The 19644-nt window shown below is 57.5% G+C and carries 17 protein-coding genes; 4 read left to right on the top strand and 13 right to left on the bottom strand.

Going from position 1 to position 19644, the window contains the following annotated elements:
• Positions 1–25: 25 nt before the first annotated feature.
• The gene (gene hemE / locus F1C16_RS12025) at positions 26–1060 is read right to left on the bottom strand and encodes a uroporphyrinogen decarboxylase (protein ID WP_185280894.1); all 1035 of its coding nucleotides are present in this window, start codon (positions 1058–1060) and stop codon (positions 26–28) included.
• 193 nt (positions 1061–1253) lie between these two features.
• Positions 1254–1880 (bottom strand): MarC family protein, encoded by a 627-nt coding sequence (locus F1C16_RS12020; protein WP_243900333.1) that lies wholly within the window; start codon positions 1878–1880, stop codon positions 1254–1256.
• Between the two features lie 204 nt (positions 1881–2084).
• Here F1C16_RS12020 and F1C16_RS12015 point away from each other — a divergent pair, with 204 nt between their 5' ends.
• Positions 2085–3176, top strand: coding sequence for an endonuclease/exonuclease/phosphatase family protein (locus tag F1C16_RS12015; protein WP_219733330.1), 1092 nt, complete (start codon positions 2085–2087; stop codon positions 3174–3176).
• A 170-nt stretch (positions 3177–3346) separates the two neighbouring features.
• Here F1C16_RS12015 and F1C16_RS12010 read toward each other — a convergent pair whose 3' ends face one another.
• From F1C16_RS12010 to F1C16_RS11990, 5 genes are all read right to left on the bottom strand, one after another.
• Positions 3347–4495 (bottom strand): FAD-dependent monooxygenase, encoded by a 1149-nt coding sequence (locus F1C16_RS12010; RefSeq protein WP_185280893.1) that lies wholly within the window; start codon positions 4493–4495, stop codon positions 3347–3349.
• Positions 4496–4680: 185 nt separating this feature from the next.
• Positions 4681–4902 carry a hypothetical protein gene (locus F1C16_RS12005; RefSeq protein ID WP_185280892.1) on the bottom strand — a complete coding sequence of 74 codons (222 nt, stop codon included), beginning with the start codon at positions 4900–4902 and terminating at the stop codon, positions 4681–4683.
• A 175-nt stretch (positions 4903–5077) separates the two neighbouring features.
• The gene (locus F1C16_RS12000) at positions 5078–5716 is read right to left on the bottom strand and encodes a gluconate 2-dehydrogenase subunit 3 family protein (protein ID WP_185280891.1); all 639 of its coding nucleotides are present in this window, start codon (positions 5714–5716) and stop codon (positions 5078–5080) included.
• A 24-nt stretch (positions 5717–5740) separates the two neighbouring features.
• Positions 5741–7483, bottom strand: coding sequence for a GMC family oxidoreductase (locus tag F1C16_RS11995; RefSeq protein ID WP_185280890.1), 1743 nt, complete (start codon positions 7481–7483; stop codon positions 5741–5743).
• 78 nt (positions 7484–7561) lie between these two features.
• Complete coding sequence (locus F1C16_RS11990) at positions 7562–8248, bottom strand: DUF1080 domain-containing protein (protein WP_185280888.1); 687 nt, start codon at positions 8246–8248, stop codon at positions 7562–7564.
• A 372-nt stretch (positions 8249–8620) separates the two neighbouring features.
• Between F1C16_RS11990 and F1C16_RS11985 the strand changes: the two genes are divergently transcribed.
• A complete protein-coding gene (locus F1C16_RS11985) occupies positions 8621–8776 on the top strand; it encodes a hypothetical protein (RefSeq protein WP_185280887.1) in 156 nt (51 codons plus the stop codon).
• A gap of 187 nt (positions 8777–8963) precedes the next feature.
• Here F1C16_RS11985 and dnaK read toward each other — a convergent pair whose 3' ends face one another.
• The 6 genes from dnaK to F1C16_RS11955 form a co-directional block, all read right to left on the bottom strand.
• A complete protein-coding gene (gene dnaK / locus F1C16_RS11980; RefSeq protein ID WP_185280885.1) occupies positions 8964–10901 on the bottom strand; it encodes a molecular chaperone DnaK in 1938 nt (645 codons plus the stop codon).
• Between the two features lie 357 nt (positions 10902–11258).
• Positions 11259–13529 (bottom strand): GH92 family glycosyl hydrolase, encoded by a 2271-nt coding sequence (locus F1C16_RS11975; protein ID WP_185280884.1) that lies wholly within the window; start codon positions 13527–13529, stop codon positions 11259–11261.
• A gap of 232 nt (positions 13530–13761) precedes the next feature.
• Positions 13762–14655, bottom strand: a complete 894-nt coding sequence (locus F1C16_RS11970; protein ID WP_185280883.1) for an alpha/beta hydrolase — start codon at positions 14653–14655, stop codon at positions 13762–13764.
• A gap of 47 nt (positions 14656–14702) precedes the next feature.
• Entirely contained in the window at positions 14703–15527 is an 825-nt protein-coding gene (locus F1C16_RS11965) for a pseudouridine synthase (protein ID WP_185280882.1), read from the bottom strand.
• Between the two features lie 57 nt (positions 15528–15584).
• Positions 15585–16019, bottom strand: coding sequence for a hypothetical protein (locus F1C16_RS11960; protein ID WP_185280881.1), 435 nt, complete (start codon positions 16017–16019; stop codon positions 15585–15587).
• Between the two features lie 89 nt (positions 16020–16108).
• On the bottom strand, positions 16109–18187 hold the full coding sequence (locus F1C16_RS11955) for a VWA domain-containing protein (protein ID WP_258048889.1): 2079 nt from the start codon (positions 18185–18187) through the stop codon (positions 16109–16111).
• A gap of 178 nt (positions 18188–18365) precedes the next feature.
• Between F1C16_RS11955 and F1C16_RS11950 the strand changes: the two genes are divergently transcribed.
• Both F1C16_RS11950 and F1C16_RS11945 read left to right on the top strand, forming a co-directional pair.
• Entirely contained in the window at positions 18366–19004 is a 639-nt protein-coding gene (locus F1C16_RS11950) for a hypothetical protein (protein WP_185280880.1), read from the top strand.
• Positions 18991–19623: an energy transducer TonB gene (locus tag F1C16_RS11945; protein ID WP_185280879.1), complete on the top strand. Its 633-nt coding sequence runs from the start codon at positions 18991–18993 to the stop codon at positions 19621–19623. The genes F1C16_RS11950 and F1C16_RS11945 overlap by 14 nt, the downstream gene beginning before the upstream one ends.
• Positions 19624–19644: the final 21 nt, after the last annotated feature.

Here is a 19644-nt window from a genome sequence, read left to right as displayed (position 1 = left end):
CTTTTGTGCGTAGGTAGGGTAGGGGTTACGCCCGCAGCGTGGTGCTAAACTCCTTCACCGTTTCAATGAACACGCGCACGTTGTCGGGGTTGGTATCGGGGTAGACGCCGTGGCCCAGATTGGCAATGTGACGGTGCGGCCCAAAGCGACGCAGCATTTCGATGGTCGCCTGGCGCACCTGCTCCGGCGAGCCGTAGAGGGCACAGGGGTCGAGGTTACCTTGCAGGGTTTTGTCGCCTACGAGTGGGCGCACATTGCGCGGGTCCTCGTTCCAGTCGAGGCCAATGGTGCGGCAGGGTAGCTCGGCAAAATCGGCGGTGGCGAAGTAGGCACCTTTGGCGAACACCGTCACGGGTACATCGGGAATGGCCTGGCAGATTTCGCGAATGTAGCGTGTGCTGAACTCCCGGTAGTGGTCGGGGGGTAGGATGCCGGCCCATGAGTCAAACACCTGAATCAGATTGGCACCGGCTGCTACCTGTGCCTGGAGGTAAGCAATGGTAGTCGCCGTGATTTTGCGTAGTAGCTCGTGCGCCAGCTCGGGCTCGGCGTAGAGTAGGCGACGGGCCTTGGAGAACGTCTTGGAGCCGTGGCCTTCCACCATATAGGCCAGAATGGTCCAGGGAGCCCCAGCAAACCCAATAAGCGGCACGCGACCGTTCAGGGCCGTTTTGGTGACGCGAATGGCTTCCAGCACGTAGCCCAGGTGCTCCTCGGGGTCGGCCACGCGCAGGCGAGCTATATCCTGCGCCGACTTCACGGTATTGGGGAACAGCGGCCCGCGGGCCTCTACCATCTCGTAGGGTAGGCCCATGGCTTCGGGCACCACCAGAATATCAGAGAAAATGATGGCCGCGTCTACGTCCAGCGCATCTACGGGCTGAATGGTGACTTCGGCTGCCAGCTCAGGAGTTTCTACCAGCTCCTTGAAGCCGCTGAGGCGGCCCCGCAGCTCGCGGTATTGGGGGAGAATACGGCCTGCCTGGCGCATAAGCCAGACCGGAGTGCGTTCGGTTTCTTCGCCGCGGGCGGCACGTAACAGCAGATCATTCTTGAGCATGCCGCAAAGGTAGAGGGGAAATAGTGAATTTGTGAGGTTGTGAAATGGTGAGTTGAAGAGCACGTGTCATCCTGAGCGCAGCGAAGGACTTTCTCACGTGAGAACGACAGGCGTAACAACGACTCGTTCCAGCGGGAGAAGGTCCTTCGTCGCCGCTTGATGCGCGGAGTACTCAGGATGACAGGCGTTGGTTTTACCTCGCCATAAACAACGCCCGAATAGCCGTGGCAATAAAGCTGACGCCAATGCTGAGCGTGAGAAAACCCATCACGCGGGCCATGGCCGTCATGCCGGCGCGGCCCATCACGCGGGTAAGGCGCAGGCTGCTGACGAGGATTAAGAAACTAGCGGCGGCTACCAGCACAAACCCCACCAGGGTAAGCGCCACTCCGGAATACGACAATCGACTGGTAAACAAGCCAATGCACACAGCAATAGAGCCCGGCCCCGAGAGCATGGGCATGGCCAGCGGCGTAAAGGAAATATCATCTTTTTGCTTGCTGTCCTCTACCGTAGCATCCGATACTTTCGATTTGTTGGCGCCCGGCGTGAGCAGGTCGAAGGCCGAGCGCATCAGCAGAATGCCGCCCGCAATGCGCAAGTGGTAAATGTTGATGCCAAAGAAATTGAGCACGTATTGACCGGCAAAAAACGACACGGACATGATGCACACCATATAGATGCACGCACGCAGGGCCGTGCGGCTGCGCTCGGGAGCAGTGTCATTTTCGGTTAGGGTCAGGAAAACTGGCATGGCCCCAAACGGATTCACCACGGAAAACAACGTGGTGAACGTGGCAATCAGAATATTTATGTCCATAAGGCAGCGGGTTGAAGACCCTGTCGGGTAAAGGTACACGCTGCCGCGCCACCGCAAAAATGCAAAAGTGTATGTTTGTTTTACTGTTGACTTGCGTATAGGTATCTTTTCGCCCTAACTCTCGTCCCTCCGACCTAAACTGCTACCCCCTTGTTGACTCTAGACGGCCCTTTGTGGCTACTCCTCAGCCAATCTTTAACCCTGTTGCTTACAAGTGTGGCCATTGTGGCCACCGTGGTGCCTTTGGTGAAGGCACAGGCATGGTGGATCCGGGTGTTTGATTTCCCTCGTCTGCAAATCGTTGCAGGAGCTTTGTTGAGCGAAGCCGCACTATTTGCCCTACGTATGACGACTGAGCCTAGTGGTATTGTGCTTGCCGTGGTCCTAGGCGTATGCGGTGTGTATCAGATATTTCGCATTTTGCCCTATACGTCCCTGCGCCCCAAACAAGTGGCCGACAGCGACCTGGAAGGCATTGCAAACAAAGACCGCCAGATCACCATTATGGTGACCAACGTGCTGATGACCAACCGCGACGCGCCCAGCTGCCTGCGGGCCATCCGCGACTGCGGGCCGGATATCTTGCTGGCCGTCGAGACAGACCAATGGTGGCTGGATCAGTTGCGTGTGTTGGAAGAGGACTACCCCTATACGGCCTACGAGCCGCTGCCCAATACGTATGGGCTCCTTCTGTTTTCGCGGTTGGAGCTGCGCGATGCCCACATTCGCTACCTCATCGACGACGAAGTGCCTTCATTTCATGCGCAGGTAGTGTTGAAATCGGGGGAGGAAGTGTGCCTGCATTGCCTGCACCCCAAGCCGCCGGCACCTGCCGAGGCTAAAACCAGCACCCGCCGCGACGCGGAGCTGCTGTTGATTGGGCGGGAAATCGAGAACAAGGATCAGCCCACGATTGTAGCCGGCGACCTGAACGATGTAGCATGGTCCCATACATCCGAGCTGTTTCGGCGCATCAGTGGCCTGCTCGATCCACGTCTCGGGCGGGGCATGATGCCGACCTTCCACGCTGATTACTCGCTGCTACGCTGGCCGTTGGACCACATCTTCCACTCACCCCACTTCAAGGTAGTGCAGATGCATCGCCTGGAATACATCGGCTCCGACCATTTTCCTATCTGCATCACTCTGAGCTACGAGCCTGAGGACGAAGACGAACAGGAAGCAGAAGCCGCCAAGCCCGACGCCGAGGACCACGAGGAAGCCGAGGAAAAAATAGCCGCTGGCTTTGCCGAAGAAGCCGAAGAGGAGCGCGAGGAAGCGGAGGGTAAGCAGTAAATGTGAGGTACTAAACTAGAAACCATCTGTTATTCTGAGCCTGCGAAGGACCTTCTCACGTCAGAACGAGTCGTTAGTATGATGGTCGTTTTAGCTGAGAAGGTCCTTTGCAAGCTCAAAATGACAGATGGTTTTTTGCTAGAAGCTACTTACAACCCGCACTTCACAACTCAATATCCTTCTTCAAATAGAAAAGCCATTTGTTGTCGATTGATGCTGGCTGGCACGTACCGCATGATGGTGTTGCGCAGGCGAACGAGGGTAGGGTTTTCCAGCTGGGCTACCCTGCCCAAGTGCCACGACAGCCGCACAATACGGGTGGTGCGGGCATGGCGCCGGGCTTCAAACGTTTGGAAAGCCTCTCGTATATCAGATTGGTTGGCCAAGCAATTGGCCAGAATGGCGGCATCTTCCACGGCTTGCCCCGCACCCTGGCCCAGGTTGGGGGTCGTGGCGTGGGCGGCGTCGCCGAGTAGCAGCACCGGGCCGTGAGCAAAATGTGTGATGGGCTTCAGGTCGGTGATGTCGTTCCAGAGGAGCTGGTCGTCGCGGGTGAGGGCCAGCAGTTGCGGAATGGGCGCGTGAAAATCAGCAAAATGCCGCCGCAAATCGGCCGCTCGGAAACGCTGAAACTGCGGATTGCGCGGCTGGGCGCTATTGATGCACGCAAACCAATACGTTTGCCCATGAGCCAGCGGCACGTAGCCAAAGCGGCCGGTGCGGCCCCATGTCTCGTAGGCGTGGCCGGTTGGTAGGCCAAGGGCCGACGCATCGACCACAGCCCGCCAGCAGGTGTAGCCTGCGTAGCGCGGCTCGGTACCCGGCAGCAACTGCCGCCGCGCTCTGGACCGGATGCCATCGGCGCCCAGAAGGGCATTGCCTACCGCCTGACTGCCATTAGCAAAGTAGGCGCGCACCTCGCCGGTAGCCAGCACCTCAAACCGCTCGAAGGGGCAGGCCAGCGTCAGGCAATGGCTGGGTAACTGGTGCAGCAGCGCCTGCTGTAGCGCCGCCCGATGAATCCCCAGGTTCTCGAAGCCCAGCCGGTGGCTGAACGGGCGCGTATCAGTGTGGTTCAGCTGTCTACCCTGCTGGTCTACTAAGTGTAGCTCCATGATGGGGCTGCCCGCGGCTCGCACTACCTCGTGCAAGCCCAAATCGTGGAGCGCACGCATGGCGTTCAGACCCAGCACCACGCCCGCGCCTACCTCACACAATATAGGTGCTGCCTCGTATACCTGCACCGTATGGCCCTGCCGCCGCAGGGCCAGAGCCGCCGTTAAACCACCAATCCCCGCCCCGATAATGAGAAAATGCATACGGCAGTATAGCAATAGTACGATGAACGGGTTATGAATAAGATAATGAGAAATGTAGAAAAAAGCCCGTCATGCTGAGCATGCTTGTCCTTACCCAAAACTCAAAAAGCGCCGGCCGGTAGGTCGGCGCTTTTTGAGTTTTGGGTAAGGACAAGCCAAGAGGCAAGGCTTTTTATTGGTTAAGATTAAAATTCTGATTGGGTTACATCTGGCTTTTCCAAAATAAAGGTTGAGCAGTGATAGCCACTTTCAATACAAGTAGAGACCTGCTTGATTACCCATCCATCTTTCATGGCTTTGGCCGTGTCGCCTTCTGGTTTCATCTCCAAAGAGACCGTATATGCTGCTGCAGAAGCCAGTTTTGTAGAAGCCAGGCTGATTACTTCGGTAATTACTCGTTGCGCCATTGGTAGTCTATGAAAAGGTGAGCTGCCAAGCTACGAAAAAGCCCCTGTCAGTAATTGCCCTTGTCCTTACCCAAAACTCAAACGCCCTTCCGGCCACATGACCGGAAGGGCGTTTGAATTTTGGGTAAGGACAAGCATGCTCAGCATGACGGGCTTACTTGGGTAGGCAAATGCCCTACACCTTCACGTTTTCCATACCGTACTGTTTCAGCACGTCTTCGGGCACGCCAGTCCAGCGGTTGGGCGCATTGCCGGCGTAGCCAATATCGGCAATGCCGATTTTGCTGGTAAAGAAGCCTGTAGCTGTCAGGTCGCGCATGCGGTTGAAGAACGTGACGCCGGGTGCCATCTCTGGCTTGGCCTTGAGGGGGTAGGCAATGGCCGTCACCATCTCCAGCTGCTGCTGCTGGCTGCACTCCACAAAGGGCTTGCCGTAGCGGTTGGAGCACTGTATATCCAGCCACCGCAACCCGCCGCGCATGGGCACCTGGTGCGTCGGAATGTCCTTCACAATGAACTCAATGAACTCGGGCACACCCGCATCAGAAGCACTACCCGACTTTTCATCTTTTGGTATGATGATGTCGCCCAGCACTGTGATGGTCGCCATTTCGTGCTTGGTGAAGAACGTTTCGGCGTGCAGCTTCTTATCGCGTTCTATTTCGAAGGCTTCCCTTCCGGCGGTGTCTTCGGGAGTGGCCTGCTTGGAGGTAGGGACCTGTTTGTTCTCCGTGTCGCTTTTGCAGGAGTCCAGCAGCAACCCGGTGGAAAGGGCCGTGAGGCCGATAGCTTTTAACGATTCCCGTCTTTTCATCGGAATAAAAAATCAAGCGTCTGATTATACATTCAGTTTTTTGCGCTGCTCCAGGATGTACTCGCTCGTCCGCATCGACAGGGCAAGGATGGTCCAGGTCGCGTTTTTGTCGCCTTGCTGCACAAAGGGAGCCGCGTCTACCACAAACAGGTTGCGGCAGTCGTGCGCCTGGCACCACTTGTTGAGCGCCGATTTCTTGGGGTCGTCGCCCATGCGCACGGTGCCTACCTCGTGAATGATGCGGCCCGGCGCTTCCAGCCCGTAGTTGGTTTCGGGACCAGGTATTTTGGAGGTGATAACGGCGCCCATGCCGTGCATGATTTCCTGGAAAGTCTCTTGCATGTGCTTGGCCTGCTGCACCTCGGCATCGGTCCACTTATAGTGGAATTTCAGGACCGGAATACCGTATTTATCCACCACGTCCTTGTCGATTTCGCAGTAGTTATCGATGCGGGCAATGGCGGTGCCACGGCCGGCCATACCTACCTGCGTGCCGTAGAAGCGGCGGTAATCGTCTTTCAGTGATGCTCCAAAGCCGCCAGCTTCCCGCTTGTTGCCGTCGCGGTCGGGCACCAGGCCGTTGAGCTTGTGCATGCCCATGCCGAAGCCGTAGGAAGGCATGTGCATGCCGCCGCCGTACTCGATGTGGTAGCCGCGTGGGAAGTTCAACTTCTTGTTGTCGAGCCACCACGGGGTATAGATGTGCACGCTGCCCACGCCATCCTCGTTATAGCGCTTGCGGTCCATGAGCTGGGGTAGGAAACCGCCCAAGCTAGCCCCAGTCGAGTCGTGGATGTACTTGCCTACCACGCCGCTGCTGTTAGCCAGCCCATTAGGGTGATGCGCCGAAACAGAGTTGAGCAGCAAGCGGGCCGATTCGCCAGCGCTGGCGCCCAAAATCACTGTTTTGCCTAGCACCTGGTATTCCTGCAACGTCTCCTTGTCTACGTACGATACGCCCGTAGCCAGGCCGTCGGCATCGGTCAGCACCTCGCGCACCATGGCGTTGGTAATCAGCTTCAGGTTACCGGTTTTCAGGGCCGGAATCACCAGGCACGACGATGCGGAGAAGTCGCCGTATACTTTGCAGCTGCGGCCGCACTGCCCGCAGAAAAAGCAGGCGCCCCGGTCTTTGTTGTTGGGTAGGGCTTCGGTGAGCACCGAGCCGCGGCCCGTAATAACTTTCACGCCGGCCTTCTCGGCGCCCTGCTTGATAAACAGCTCGTTGAGGCGGGGCTTGGGTGGAGGTAGGAAAATGCCATCGGGCTCGTTTTCCAGATTTTCCACGGTGCCATACACGCCAATCATGCGGTCAACCTTGTCGTAGAAAGGCTTCACCTCATCATAGGTGATGGGCCAGTCGTCGGTGAGGCCGTCTATCTGGTGGCTCTTGAAATCGAGTGGTCCCATGCGCAGCGAAATACGGCCCCAGTGGTTGGTACGTCCGCCCAACATGCGCGCCCGAAACCAATCGAACTGCGTGCCGTCTTTGGTAGTATACGGCTCACCATCCAGCTCCCAGCCCCCGTAGGCCGCATCAAAGTCGCCGAAAGGCCGCACCGTGGAAGCCCCACGCCGCGGCGACTCGTACGAAAACTTCAGTTGTTGCGCGTCCTTAGCCGGGTCGAAGTAGGCGCCGGCCTCCAGCATCAGCACCTTTAGGCCGGCATGGGCCAGTACGTAGGCCGCCATGCCGCCGCCGGCCCCCGATCCTACAATCACGGCATCATATACCGTCCCCGATTTCTTAATCTCGAATGTGCTCATCGTTTAGGTTAGTTGTCGATGGTGAGTACAAGCTGCCAAATCCAAAAACGGGCTGGCAACCCGAAGCTCATCATTACTTTATAGCTCGGTGATGGTAATGTTGCGGAAGGATACCTCGTGGCCGTGGTCTTGCAAGGCGATGTGGCCCTTGGGATAGGCGGCAAAGTTCTTCCAGGTTTTAAATTTACTATTGTTGATCAGCTCGTTCCACTCTGGGCTACCCATCTGCGTCTCCACGATCTTGCTGCCGTTCAGCCAGAACGTTAGGTGGCCGTCCTGCTTGCGCAGCTTCACCTTGTTCCATTCGCCGGCAGGCTTTGCTACGTCCTTGGCTGGGGCCTTCATATCGTATAAGGAGCCGGCCAGGTGGTTTGCTTTTTTGTTGTCCGATGCCTTGATGTTGTCCAACACCTGCATCTCTATGCCCGTTTCGTAGGTAGCATGAAATTTTGGATCTTCTTGTATGCCGAAGATGATGCCGCTGTTGCCGGCCTCAGTGATATTCCAGTCCAGCGCCAGCTCGAAGTTTTCGTATTCTTTATCCGTCACCAAGTCGCCGCGGCCCTCCGCTTTCGGGTCTAGTTGCAGGGTGCCATTCACGGCTTTCCAGGCGGGTGTGGCATCTGGTTTCAGATAGGTGTGCCAGCCGTTGGTGGTCTTGCCATCAAACAATACCTGGGGCTTCTTCCCGGCTGTCTGCTTGTTTGCCGACGCGAGCGGGCTACAGGCTATCAGAGTCGCAATACCGACAACGAAAATTTTCATGAGGGTCTGGTTAATGGGTAGGGTAGGAAGTGAGAAACGAAGAACAAGACAATAACTGGTGCCTGCACAAGCAGGTAGATCGTAGAAGAGAGCCAAAAGCCGGTAACCACGCACGAACACTAGGTGCCAAATGACTCAACATACAGGTTATTAGTTGCTTTTCCTAGCACCAGTATAGAAGGGTTGCCTGACTTATTAAAGGCTCAGCCCGACAACCACCAATTGCTGCTAAAACGATTTTGCAGCCACAAGTTAAATAAATACCTGAGCAAGAAGGTGAAACAGCGGACGAATTTGTGTCGTAGGTCTACTTATACCGAACGCCAATAGCTCCGTGGCTGCACAGGCCACTTGGCCTTAATCAACAGCAACATGGCTCAGACAGAAAAAGGACAAAAGTTTATTCGGGTGCCGGCCTACACGCGTACCTATCACGGCAAGACCATCACCGTACCTGCCCACGTGCGCAGCACCCCCACCCACTGCCCCGACGCCGAAAAGGTAGAGGCAGAAGAGGAGAAGCAATAATTGTCACCCTGAGCTTGCGAAGGACTTTATGCCAGTTGAACGAGTCGTTGGTACGTATGTCGTTCTCACGTGATAAGTTCCTTCGCAAGCTCAGGATGACAGAAGTATTAGAATGACAGAGAAAAAATAACGCAAAAAGGCCCGGAAGAATCTCTTCCGGGCCTTTTTACTTATAACGTGTCAGCAATTACTTGCTGCCGTCCACTTCTTCGTAGTCCACGTCGGTTACGTTGTCGGCGCCTTGGGGCTGGCCTTGCTGGCCGTTGCCGCCGGGTTGCCCGCCGAAGTCTTCGGCACCGGGCTGACCTTGCGGACCGCCCTGGGCATACATCTCCTGCGAAGCATTCTGCCAAGCTGCATTGATGGCTTCCATAGCCGAGTCGATCTGCGCGAGGTCTTTGCTCTCGTGGGCCTTCTTGAGGTCGGCGAGGGCATTCTCAACGGCCGTTTTGTTGCCGCCGCTCAGCTTATCGCCGTACTCTTTCAGCTGCTTCTCGGTCTGGAAAATCATCGAGTCAGCTTCGTTCACCTTCTTGATGCGGTCAGCCTCGGCGCGGTCGTTTGCCTCGTTGGCCTTGGCCTCATTCTTCATCCGCTCGATGTCAGCATCCGACAGACCCGACGAAGCTTCAATGCGAATCTTCTGCTCCTTGCCGGTGCCTTTGTCTTTGGCCGATACGTTCAGGATACCGTTGGCGTCGATGTCGAAGGTTACTTCGATCTGCGGAACACCGCGGGGTGCTGGCGGAATGTCCGACAGGTGGAACTTGCCGATGGTGCGGTTCTGAGAAGCCATCGGACGCTCGCCCTGCAACACGTGGATTTCCACGGAAGGCTGGTTGTCCGAAGCCGTGGAGAACGTCTCCGATTTCTTGGTAGGAATCGTAGTGTTCGACTCGATGAGCTTGGTCATCACGCCGCCCATCGTTTCGATACCCAGCGAAAGGGGCGTTACGTCGAGCAGCAGCACGTCTTTCACGTCGCCGGTCAGTACACCACCCTGGATGGCAGCGCCAATGGCTACTACCTCGTCGGGGTTTACACCTTTGTTAGGCTTCTTGCCGAAGAACTTTTCTACCTCTTCCTGAATGCGCGGAATGCGGGTAGAACCACCCACGAGGATAACCTCGTCAATGTCGGAAGCCGACAGGCCGGCATCTTGCAGCGCCTTCTTGCAAGGCTCCATCGAACGACGCACGAGGTCGTCGGAGAGCTGCTCGAACTTGGCGCGGCTCAGCTTCACTACCAAGTGCTTAGGACCGGTAGCCGTAGCCGTGATGTAGGGTAGGTTGATTTCCGTCTCGTTCGACGACGACAGCTCAATCTTCGCTTTCTCAGCAGCTTCTTTCAAGCGCTGGAGGGCCAAGGGGTCGTTGCGCAGGTCGAGGTTGTCGTTTTCTGCTTTGAACTGATCGGCCAAGAAATTGATGATTACCTGGTCGAAGTCGTCGCCACCAAGGTGGGTGTCACCGTTGGTAGAAAGTACTTCGAACACACCGTCGCCCAGCTCCAGAATCGAGATATCGAAGGTACCACCACCTAGGTCGTACACAGCAATTTTCTCGTCTTTGTGCTGCTTGTCGAGGCCGTAAGCCAGGGCAGCGGCGGTAGGCTCGTTGATGATACGCTTCACGTCGAGGCCTGCAATAGCACCAGCTTCTTTGGTAGCTTGGCGCTGGGCGTCGTTGAAGTAGGCCGGAACCGTGATAACGGCTTCGGTTACCGTAGTGCCGAGGTAGTCTTCAGCAGTTTGCTTCATCTTTTGCAGTACCATCGCAGAAATTTCCTGCGGCGTGTACTGCCGGTCGCCGATTTTCACGCCGACCGTGTTGTTCGAACCACCTTGCACATCGTAGGCTACGTGGTCGGTTTCGCCGCGTACTTCGGAGAAGCTGCGGCCCATGAAACGCTTGATCGACGCAATGGTGTTGGTGGGGTTGGTAATGGCTTGGCGCTTGGCGGGGTCACCTACTTTGCGCTCACCTTTACCGTTATCAAGGAACGCCACAATCGACGGCGTCGTGCGGCGGCCTTCGCTGTTCGGAATTACGACCGGCTCGTTGCCTTCCATTACGGCGACGCAAGAGTTGGTCGTACCGAGGTCAATACCGATTATCTTTCCCATGTTGGAGGGTTATAGTGTGTAGTTGAAGTGTCTTGGAATAGTGTGCAACTCAGGCACGCAAGGGTAGATACAAGCAGCGTACCAGCCCTTTTTTTGTGACAGATTGTCATTTTTCAATATTCCGCGCCGTCGATATCCGACGGACTGACTTTAACGAAATCTGACGGGTAGGGATTAGGTGACAGGTAGGCAGAGGTAAGGAGCTATGCATTGCATACATGTGTAGCTCGACTGTTAGCGCTCGGCGTGACCCCACCCCCGTCCCCTCCCCTCCGGGAGAGGGGTGCGTTCAACGATTTCTTGCGTCTGGCATCCCTCTCCCGGAGGGGAGGGGCCGGGGGTGGGGTCACAGTGACCCTATTTCGACAACGAGAAAGGCGCATCCTCCGGGGCTGTTCCCCTGGTCAGAGCCGGCGTATCGGCCATCTGAAAGGTCAGCTTGCCGCCTTTGGTCAGGTCGCCATACGTGAGCCAGTGGTGGGAGTAGGGCTGACCATTGAGTGTGGCCGATTGGATGTAGACGTTGCGTTGCGTATTGTTTTGAGCCTCCATGACGAACTGCCGGCCGTTTTCCAGCGTGAGGGTAGCCTTGGGGAAGGCCGGACTGCCAATCACGTACTGGTCGGTGCCGGGGCACACGCTGTAGAGGCCTAGGGCGCTGAGCACGTACCAGGAGGAGGTTTGGCCCTGGTCTTCGTCGCCGGGGTAGCCGTTTTCGGTGGCGTTGTAGAGCTTGCGCATCACCTCGCGCACGTGTTGCTGGGTTTTCCAGGGCTGCCCGCCGTAGGTGTAGAGGTAGGGCATGTGCTGAATGGGCTGGTTGCCGTGGGCGTACTGCCCCATGTCGGCCATCACCATTTCCGTCATCTCGTGAATCATGCCACCATAGGTTCCTACCGCTACCGTATTGGGCTCCGAGAAGACCGAATCGAGCTTGCTAATGAAGTTTTGTTTGCCGCCCAGCAGGTTGATAAGCCCCTGCACGTCGTGAAATACCGACCACTCCCAGTGCCAGGCGTTGCCCTCAGTGAAGGGGCCGCCCCACTCTACGGGGCTGAAATTCGCTACCCACTCGCCGTTGGCCTGCCTACCCCGCATGAAGCCCGTTTGCGGGTCGTATACGTTGCGGTAGTTGTACATCTGGCGAGCAAAAATATCCTTGTAGAAGTTGTTGCCGATAGCGCTGGCCAGCTGATACGCGCAGAAATCGTCGTAGGCGTATTCCAGGGTTTTGGCCGTGGCCTCTCGATATTTAGGGTAGGGCACGTAGCCGAGCTGGTAGTACTCGGCGAAGCCGTGGCGGCCGTTGGCGGGGCCCCAGGGGCCTTTGTTGGTGGCCTCGTGCAGGTAGGCGCGCAGGGCTTGTTCGGGGTCAAAGGTGCGGATGCCCTTCATCCAGGCATCCGTAAGCAACGAAATGGCATGGTTGCCGATCATGCTACCCGCTTCGCCGGGAAACGACCACGAAGGCAGCCAGCCGCATTGCTCTTGTGCCGCCAGCAAGGCCTGCATATAGCGGCCGTGCATGGTAGGGTAGAGCAAGGCATTCAGCGGAAACTGCGCCCGGAAAGTGTCCCAAAAGCCCGTGTCGGTGAACATGTAGCCATCGTGCACCTTGCTGTCGTAGGGGCTGAAATAGTAAGGTTTGCCCGTTTTGTCATACTCGTAAAACTGCCGCGAAAATAGGCTGGCCCGGAAAAAGCAGGAGTAGAACGTGGCTTTGTCTTCTTCACTGCCGCCCTCCATATTAATCCGGCCTAAGTGTCGGTTCCAAGTAGTGGCAGCAGCGGCTTTGGTTTCTTCCAGCTTTTTGAACTTGCCCAACTCTGCCCGCAGCGTCACGCTGGCCTGCTCGGGGCTGATGTAGGAAGAGGCAGTCTTGGCCTGTACCGTAGCGCCGTCCTTGAAGCGCAGATACACGCCTACCCCTTCGCCGGCGCTCTGTTGCTGGCCAGCCTGCACCGTGTTCTTACGGTTCTCCCAAGTGCCGTAGACCGTGAAGGGTTGGTCGAAGACCACTTCCAGGTAGCTCTTCAACGAGTGGTCTTTATTGCTTTTGTTGTTGCTGACGTACCCGGTTATCTTCCGCTCCTTCGGCCATATTTTCAGCTCACTAATACCGGTGTAGCCATCGAGCACCACATAGCTGGCCGCCTTGGGAAACCGAAACCGCAGGTGAGCACCGCGCTCGGTGGGTGCTATTTCGGTGGTGACGTGGTTGGCGAGCGTGACTTTATAATAGTGTGGCTTCGCGATTTCGTCGGTGTGGGAGAAGCCGGTGGCTCGCTCGTTTTCCCCTACCACTAGCTGGCCGCTCACCGGCATTAGCGAAAACACGCAGTAGTCCTCGGTCCAGGAGCTGCACTGGTGCGCCTGCTGAAAGCCCCGGATGGTTTTTTTAGCGTATTGGTATTTCCAGCCGTCGCCGTTCTTGCCGGTTTGCGGCGTCCAGGTGTGCATTCCGAAGGGTAGGGCCGTGGTGGGGTAGGTGTTGCCGCGGGTCAGGTGAAAGTCGGAATTCGTACCCTGCAACGTATTCACATAAGCAACCAAATCTCGCTGCTGCGCTTTCGCAGCAAATGCGCCAATTTGTAGAAACAGGAAGAGGCGTAAAGCATTCTTTTGCATAGCGTGTCCTTGGTGGGTGCAGGATTTTCTACTCTGCTTTGACAGTGTGGGGTATGTCCTTCAATCGACACAGTTAGAACACGATAGCTGCTTTATAATCTGATGGGGTAGAGCCACAACATTTTGTGGCTCGTCGTTGAACGACCCATGAGTAGTACCGTCTGAGTAAATCACATCAGCAACGAGGAGACACACGATGTTGTGTCTCTACCCTCCAGATAGTCAATCAGTCTTACGGAATAGTAGCCAGAAAACCTGCCACGGTTTGTTGCCACAGTGCGGGCTGTTTCCGCCAGTAGGGCTCGTGGCCGGCCAGCGCAAAATCCTGCCGCTGCTTCGGCCCGCGCAACCCACGGAAAACGGCGTCTGTTTCGGCGCGTGTTACGCGGGCATCCTGCTCGCCCCATAGCAGAAGGGTAGGGGTAGTGATGTGGGGAGCGTAGTCGGTGGCCTTCAGCCCATAGGCCCAGAAACCATTCTGCACGCCGCCCCAAAATACCAGCAAATGTGCCATCGGAAAGCTGGGTACATGCATAGCCGCAAAGCGGTTTTGAGCGGTTTGCAGCATACTGCCGTACGGGCATTCCACAATATTGGCCGCCGGCCGAACGCCCAGCTCACTTTCAGCCCGCAAAATGGCCACGGCACCCATGCTGGGGCCATACAGCACAAGCGGGCCGGTAGCAGGTTGCCGCTGCAACCACTGCACTACCGCCGCCACATCGTACGCCTCGCGGTAGCCAACGGTAGTACGGTAACCCTCAGAGCCGCCATTACCAGCAAAATCGACCAGCAACACCGCATAGCCCAACCGACGAAAGTAGGTTGCCTCTGTCACCAGCTTCGATTTGTTGCTAGTGTAGCCATGAAACAGCGCCACCGTACCGCGCCGCTTCGCCACCGGACTATACCACGCGGCCAGCCGACCATTGGGACTCTGAACGAAAATAGATCGGTAGGGGAAAGACGGCACGCCCTCGTTCACCGGCTTGGGGTTACGCACACCGGTAAGCAACAGCGTCAGCTTCTGCGCAGTGGAAACCCGTTCCGGGCTTTGCGTGCGCGGCCCGGTAGGCGCCACGAAATGCGTGAAGCGCCACGCGTGAAAAAACGCTATGACGTTCATTCCCAGCAGCGCAAGCAGCAATGCCCACAGCCACCACCGCCGGCGCATTATTTCCGGCCAGCATTGCGGCCGCCGCTGGTAGGGCGGCTCGTGCCGGGTTTCCGGCTGGCGCCGCGGCTGCCCTTGTCGGAGGGTTTGCCTTTGTCGTTGGAGCGGGCATCCGGTTTGCCACCAAAACCGCCGCGGTTGTAGCCGCCGGCTGTGTTTTTGGGCTTGGTGCTGGGGCGTATGCCGCCGGGCCAAAACTCACCCTTTTTGCGGCTGTCGGTGGCGCGGGAAGTGCCGGCCTCGGCGGTTTGGGCGTCGGTGAGGTCCTTGAGCGTCTGTATTTCGGCGGCGGTCAGCTCACGCCACTGGCCGGGCGCCAGGTCCAGTAAGTCGATGCCAGCCAGCCGGGCGCGTACCAGGCGCAGGGTAGGGAAACCCACGGCGGCCGTCATCTTACGCACCTGCCGGTTCATGCCCTGCGAAATCGTGATTTGCAGCCAGCTAGTGGGAATATTGGCCCGAAAGCGTACCGGCTTGCTCCGTTCCCACAGCGCGGGCGGCTCAGGTAGTAGCGCCGCCTCGGCGGGGGTCGTAAAACCAGATTTGATGTCCACGCCGCGGCGTAGTTGCTCCAGAGCTTCCTCCGTCGGCTCGCCCTCTACCTGCACCCAATACGTTTTCGGAATCTTAAAGCGCGGCTCTGACAGGCGGTGTTGCAACTGCTTGTCGTCGGTGAGCAGCACCAAACCTTCGGAGTCATAGTCCAGCCGACCTACGGGATAGATGTTGGGTACGGCCACAAAGTCTTTGAGCGTGGCCCGGCCGCTTTCGTCGGTGAACTGAGTGAGGACTTCGTAGGGCTTGTTGAGCAGCAGGTAGCGCATGGGAGCAAGATAAATTACGCTGCAAAGGTCGACAAATTTCAGGCTCCACCGCTACGCCTAACGCCCCAGCTTGCGCAGCCGGCTTTGCACTATACCCTCGGGTATTACCTCGTGCATGTTGCCCGAGCGGTACACTACGTACGTGGCACTATCGTGGCGGGCAATGCCGTGGCCTCCCGACGTATTGTAGGCGTGCGCTATCAGTGTGCCGATGCGTACCGTATCGGCGGGGCGGCGTGGGGGTAGGGCCAGGGGCGGAACGGTGCCACCGGGCAAAGCCGCCGCATTCAGCACCGCCATACGCGCCTGATACGTAAGGGAATCGTGGCGCGTGTAGGGGCGCGAGCGGAACTCACCCGGCTGGTAGTCCTCTTTATGCGTGAAGTGGGCGTGCACGGCTTCTTTCACTTGAGCTTGAGCTTGCTCCTCGGGGGTTTGTTGGCAAGCAGACAGGCAGGAAATCAGGAGCAGAGCAGGAAAAAGGGATTTCATAGGAAGAGTAGGTAGGGCAAAAGCAAGACAGAACGGCTGGCCGACAAAAACGACTGGTTTGGCTGCGCCACTCGCAGATGCGAAAAAGATTAGATAGCGCCCGAATATTTCCGGATGGCCCATTCGGCCGTCACGAACGCCAGCAGCAGAAAAAACAACCATTTCTGGTCAATCAATTCCTTTAAATCTTCCTGCGAATAAATAACCGGCTTGTAATCAGCCTTCTCAATATCCTGGGCGAGCTGCGCAAACTGATTAGGGTAGTACAAGCGCTGCCCACTCTGACGGCTGAGCTGGTAGAGCAGGTTGTGGTCGGCGCGCGACTGAAGGGCTTCCAACTGCTGCTCTTGCACCAGTAGCTCGCCGCTGGCCTGCTGAGGCTGACCGCCCAGGGTAGCGCGGGCCTGGTAGCGGTAGAGCCCGCCAGGCAGCGGCCCCAGGTGGAGCGGCGAACCGTCCTCGCTGTTGCTGAAGGTGAACGTGCGCGGCTGGTTCTGTTCGTTGGTGAGCGTGAGGGTAATCTTCTGATTATAAATGCGCTCGAAGATGGCGTTGTACGTCTCTACGCCAAACGTCACGTCGTCGCGGGTCGTGAAGTCGTCCTGGGTAGGATACACGTCGAGGCGCTTTTTGTTGGCGTTTTGGGTGAGCAGCTGGAGCGTGCGCACCACCAAGCGGTCGTAGGCCTCGGGGCGGTCGTCGTGCTCCACGGCTTCCTGCAAGCGCCACTGCCAGCTTCCTTCCGTGAGCAGGGTAGCCGTTTTGGTCTGCGTGCCGCCGCCAAATACCAACAGGGGCTTGGTGGTGCGCAGGCGTCCTACCTGTTGCAACAAAGCGGCTTCGGCACCGCCACTCAACTGCACCTCCCCAAAGGGCACCGGTGCGGGTGGGTAGGCGGCGAAGCGCTGCAAATCGTCCTGCGAGAACGTGAAACGGGCAAAGGCTGGATTGGGTGCGGGCGTCACGTCGTCGGTTTGCTGGCCGCGGGGCTGCACCGTCAGGCCCGCGCCGGCGTTGTTGAACGCCGTGAAATCAGACTGCGCCCCTAGGATATATAAGGCGGGTAGGCGCTGCTGACGCACCAGGTTCAGCACTTCCTGCCCCACGCCCAGACGACTGGGCAGTTGGTGCAGAATGGCCACGTCGTAGTCCTGTGCTTTCAGGGGCGTGATGCCGGGCAAGTAGGCCACCAGCTCGTAGTTGTCGTTGCCGTTGATGGCGGCGCGCAGGGCTTTTAGATCGGGATGAGGAGCGGCGGCAGCCAGCAGCACGCGCAGCTTGCCACGCACCACATCCACATAAGCAAACTTACTGTTGTTGAGCAAGGTGAATTCGCCGGCCTGCTTCTGAATAACAATCTCGTAGCGACGCTTGCCTGGGGCGGGCGCTGTCAGCAAAAACGTGGTTTTGGTGCGGCGCTGATTCGCTGGCAGCCGTACGGTGTTGCTCGCCAGCACGCGGCCGCCTTCGCGCAACTGCACGGTAGCCGTGCCGCCCGCAAAACCATCGTAGGCCACTTCCGCTTCAATTGGGAATTTGTTGCCGCTGAAGGCCACGCGGTTGTAGTTGAGCGCGGGTAGGCTGAGGTCTTTTTTGGGCACGGTGTCGCCCACGGCCACACCATAAATCGGGAATTTGTAGGTGGTGTATGCCGGCGCCCTACCCTGGTTCACGATACCATCGGAGAGCAGCACCACGCCGGCGAGGTTGCGGCCCTCGTAGCCTTCCTGCACGCCGCCGAGCAGCGCATCAAGGTCGGTGGCCGCTGCCGTGAAGCGCACCGAATCGGGGGTGGCGGGTAGGCGCGGGGCGGGAGGAAGGGTGCGGGTTTCCACGTTGAAACCGCGGCCGCGCAGGGTAGCAGCCAGTTGCGTGAGGCCCGTGCGCGCCTGCTGCAACACCGGCGCGGGCGTGAACAGCTCCACCGACTGCGAGTTATCTACGGCCAGCACAAGGGTAGGCGCTTCGGTGGTATTGGTGGTGGCGCGCACAAACGGCCCCAGCAGCAGAAAGCATAAAAAGCTTACAACCACAAAGCGCAACGCGGCCAACAGATAGTTGATGGGCTTGCTCCACGGCGCCCGCGCCGAGTAAAGCAAGGCCGCGTAGCCGGCGCCCACGGCCAGGCACAGCAGGATAAACCAGGGAGAATAAGCGGTAGTCAGCAAAAGGCGACGATATCAGATGGAATGCTAAGAACCCCGGAGCAGCGGGGATAGTTGCGCGAACTGGTAGCAGAGCGAAGGTAGGAAGTTACGCGGGAGAACTGAGTGAATGGAAAAAATGGATAGCTTAGCCGCAGCAGTATTCCTTAACGAACCAGACGGTTCTTCTATTCTATTTTGTATGCGATACCATTACGTGGTCGGGCTGGCTGTGGCTGCTTTGCTAGGCGTGCAATCCGCTCAGGCACAGTCTTCTGCTGATGCTCTGCTAGCGGCCCGCCTTTCTCTGTCGAAACAAGATTACGCCGCTGCCAGCGCCACCTACCAACAAGCTCTGAAGCACCAGCCCGGCGCCGCTAAGGACTACTACCAGGCTGCCGAAGCCGCTGCCCGCAACCAGGAACCCAAAGCGGCGCTGCAACTGCTGAAACAAGCTGTCGACAAAGGCTACTTCCCGGCAGAGGACCTCGAAGCGGAAGAAAGCTTTGCTTCGCTGACTTCGCAAGCTGGCTGGAACCGCCTCCTCACCCGCGCCCGCACCAAGCAGCAGCGCCACGAGGCGCGCTTCGATCCGCAGCTGGTGGCGTTGTTGAAAAAGATAGAGTATCAGGATCAGCACTTTCGTTTAGTAACAGAAGTGGCAGATAAGAAGCTTGGACTAAATTCGGCGCAAGCCGATGACGCTATGCGCCAGCAAAGTGTTATGGACTATCAAACAATCAAACAGGTAGACAGCCTGATTGCCCGACACGGTTATCCTGGCAAGTCACTGGTAGGCGAGTATCAAAAGGACGTGGCGTTTTTTTGTGATCCAGCATAATCCCGACGCGAAGTATCTACCGTTGCTCACTGCTGCCGCTGATCAAGGCGAGTTTTCATGGTCAGCGCTGGCCCTCCTCATCGACCGCTTAAAAACTGAGCAAGGAGAAAAACAGGTGTATGGCTCACAATCACTCTTCGACCGGAAAGGACATGGGAAACTCTACCCCATTGAAGACGAGGTAAGGGTGAATGAACGGCGGGCAAAAGTTGGTTTAGAGCCGTTAGAGGAATATTTGCAACGGCATGGTCTTGTGTACCAAGCGCCTACCGCGGCGGGTAACCTTAATCCACCAGAGCTATATCTTGACTTCAAAGAAGGGCAAGAAGCCGAAGAGAGACCCAGTGTACAACTCATTGGCGGCTACGAAACCCTATATGCTGGCTTGCGCTACCCCGAAGCGGCCCGGCAGCAAAATGTAAGCGGCCACGTCACCGTGCAGCTTACCATTGATAAAGATGGCGTGCCGAAAGACGTGGCCGTGGTGCAGGGCCTGGGCCATGGCTGCGACGAAGAAGCTCTGCGCGCCATGCGGGCCGCCCGATTCATCAATGCTGCCGGCGAAGACCACGAGATACGGATGGAACTGCCGTTTCCGTATGAGCCGGCCAGAAAGTGAAATACGCCGTCGTGTGGGCTG

Origin of the sequence: Hymenobacter sp. NBH84, assembly GCF_014217645.1 — a bacterium.
GTDB lineage: Bacteria > Bacteroidota > Bacteroidia > Cytophagales > Hymenobacteraceae > Hymenobacter > Hymenobacter profundi.
This window is presented reverse-complemented; position numbering and strand designations above follow the sequence as displayed.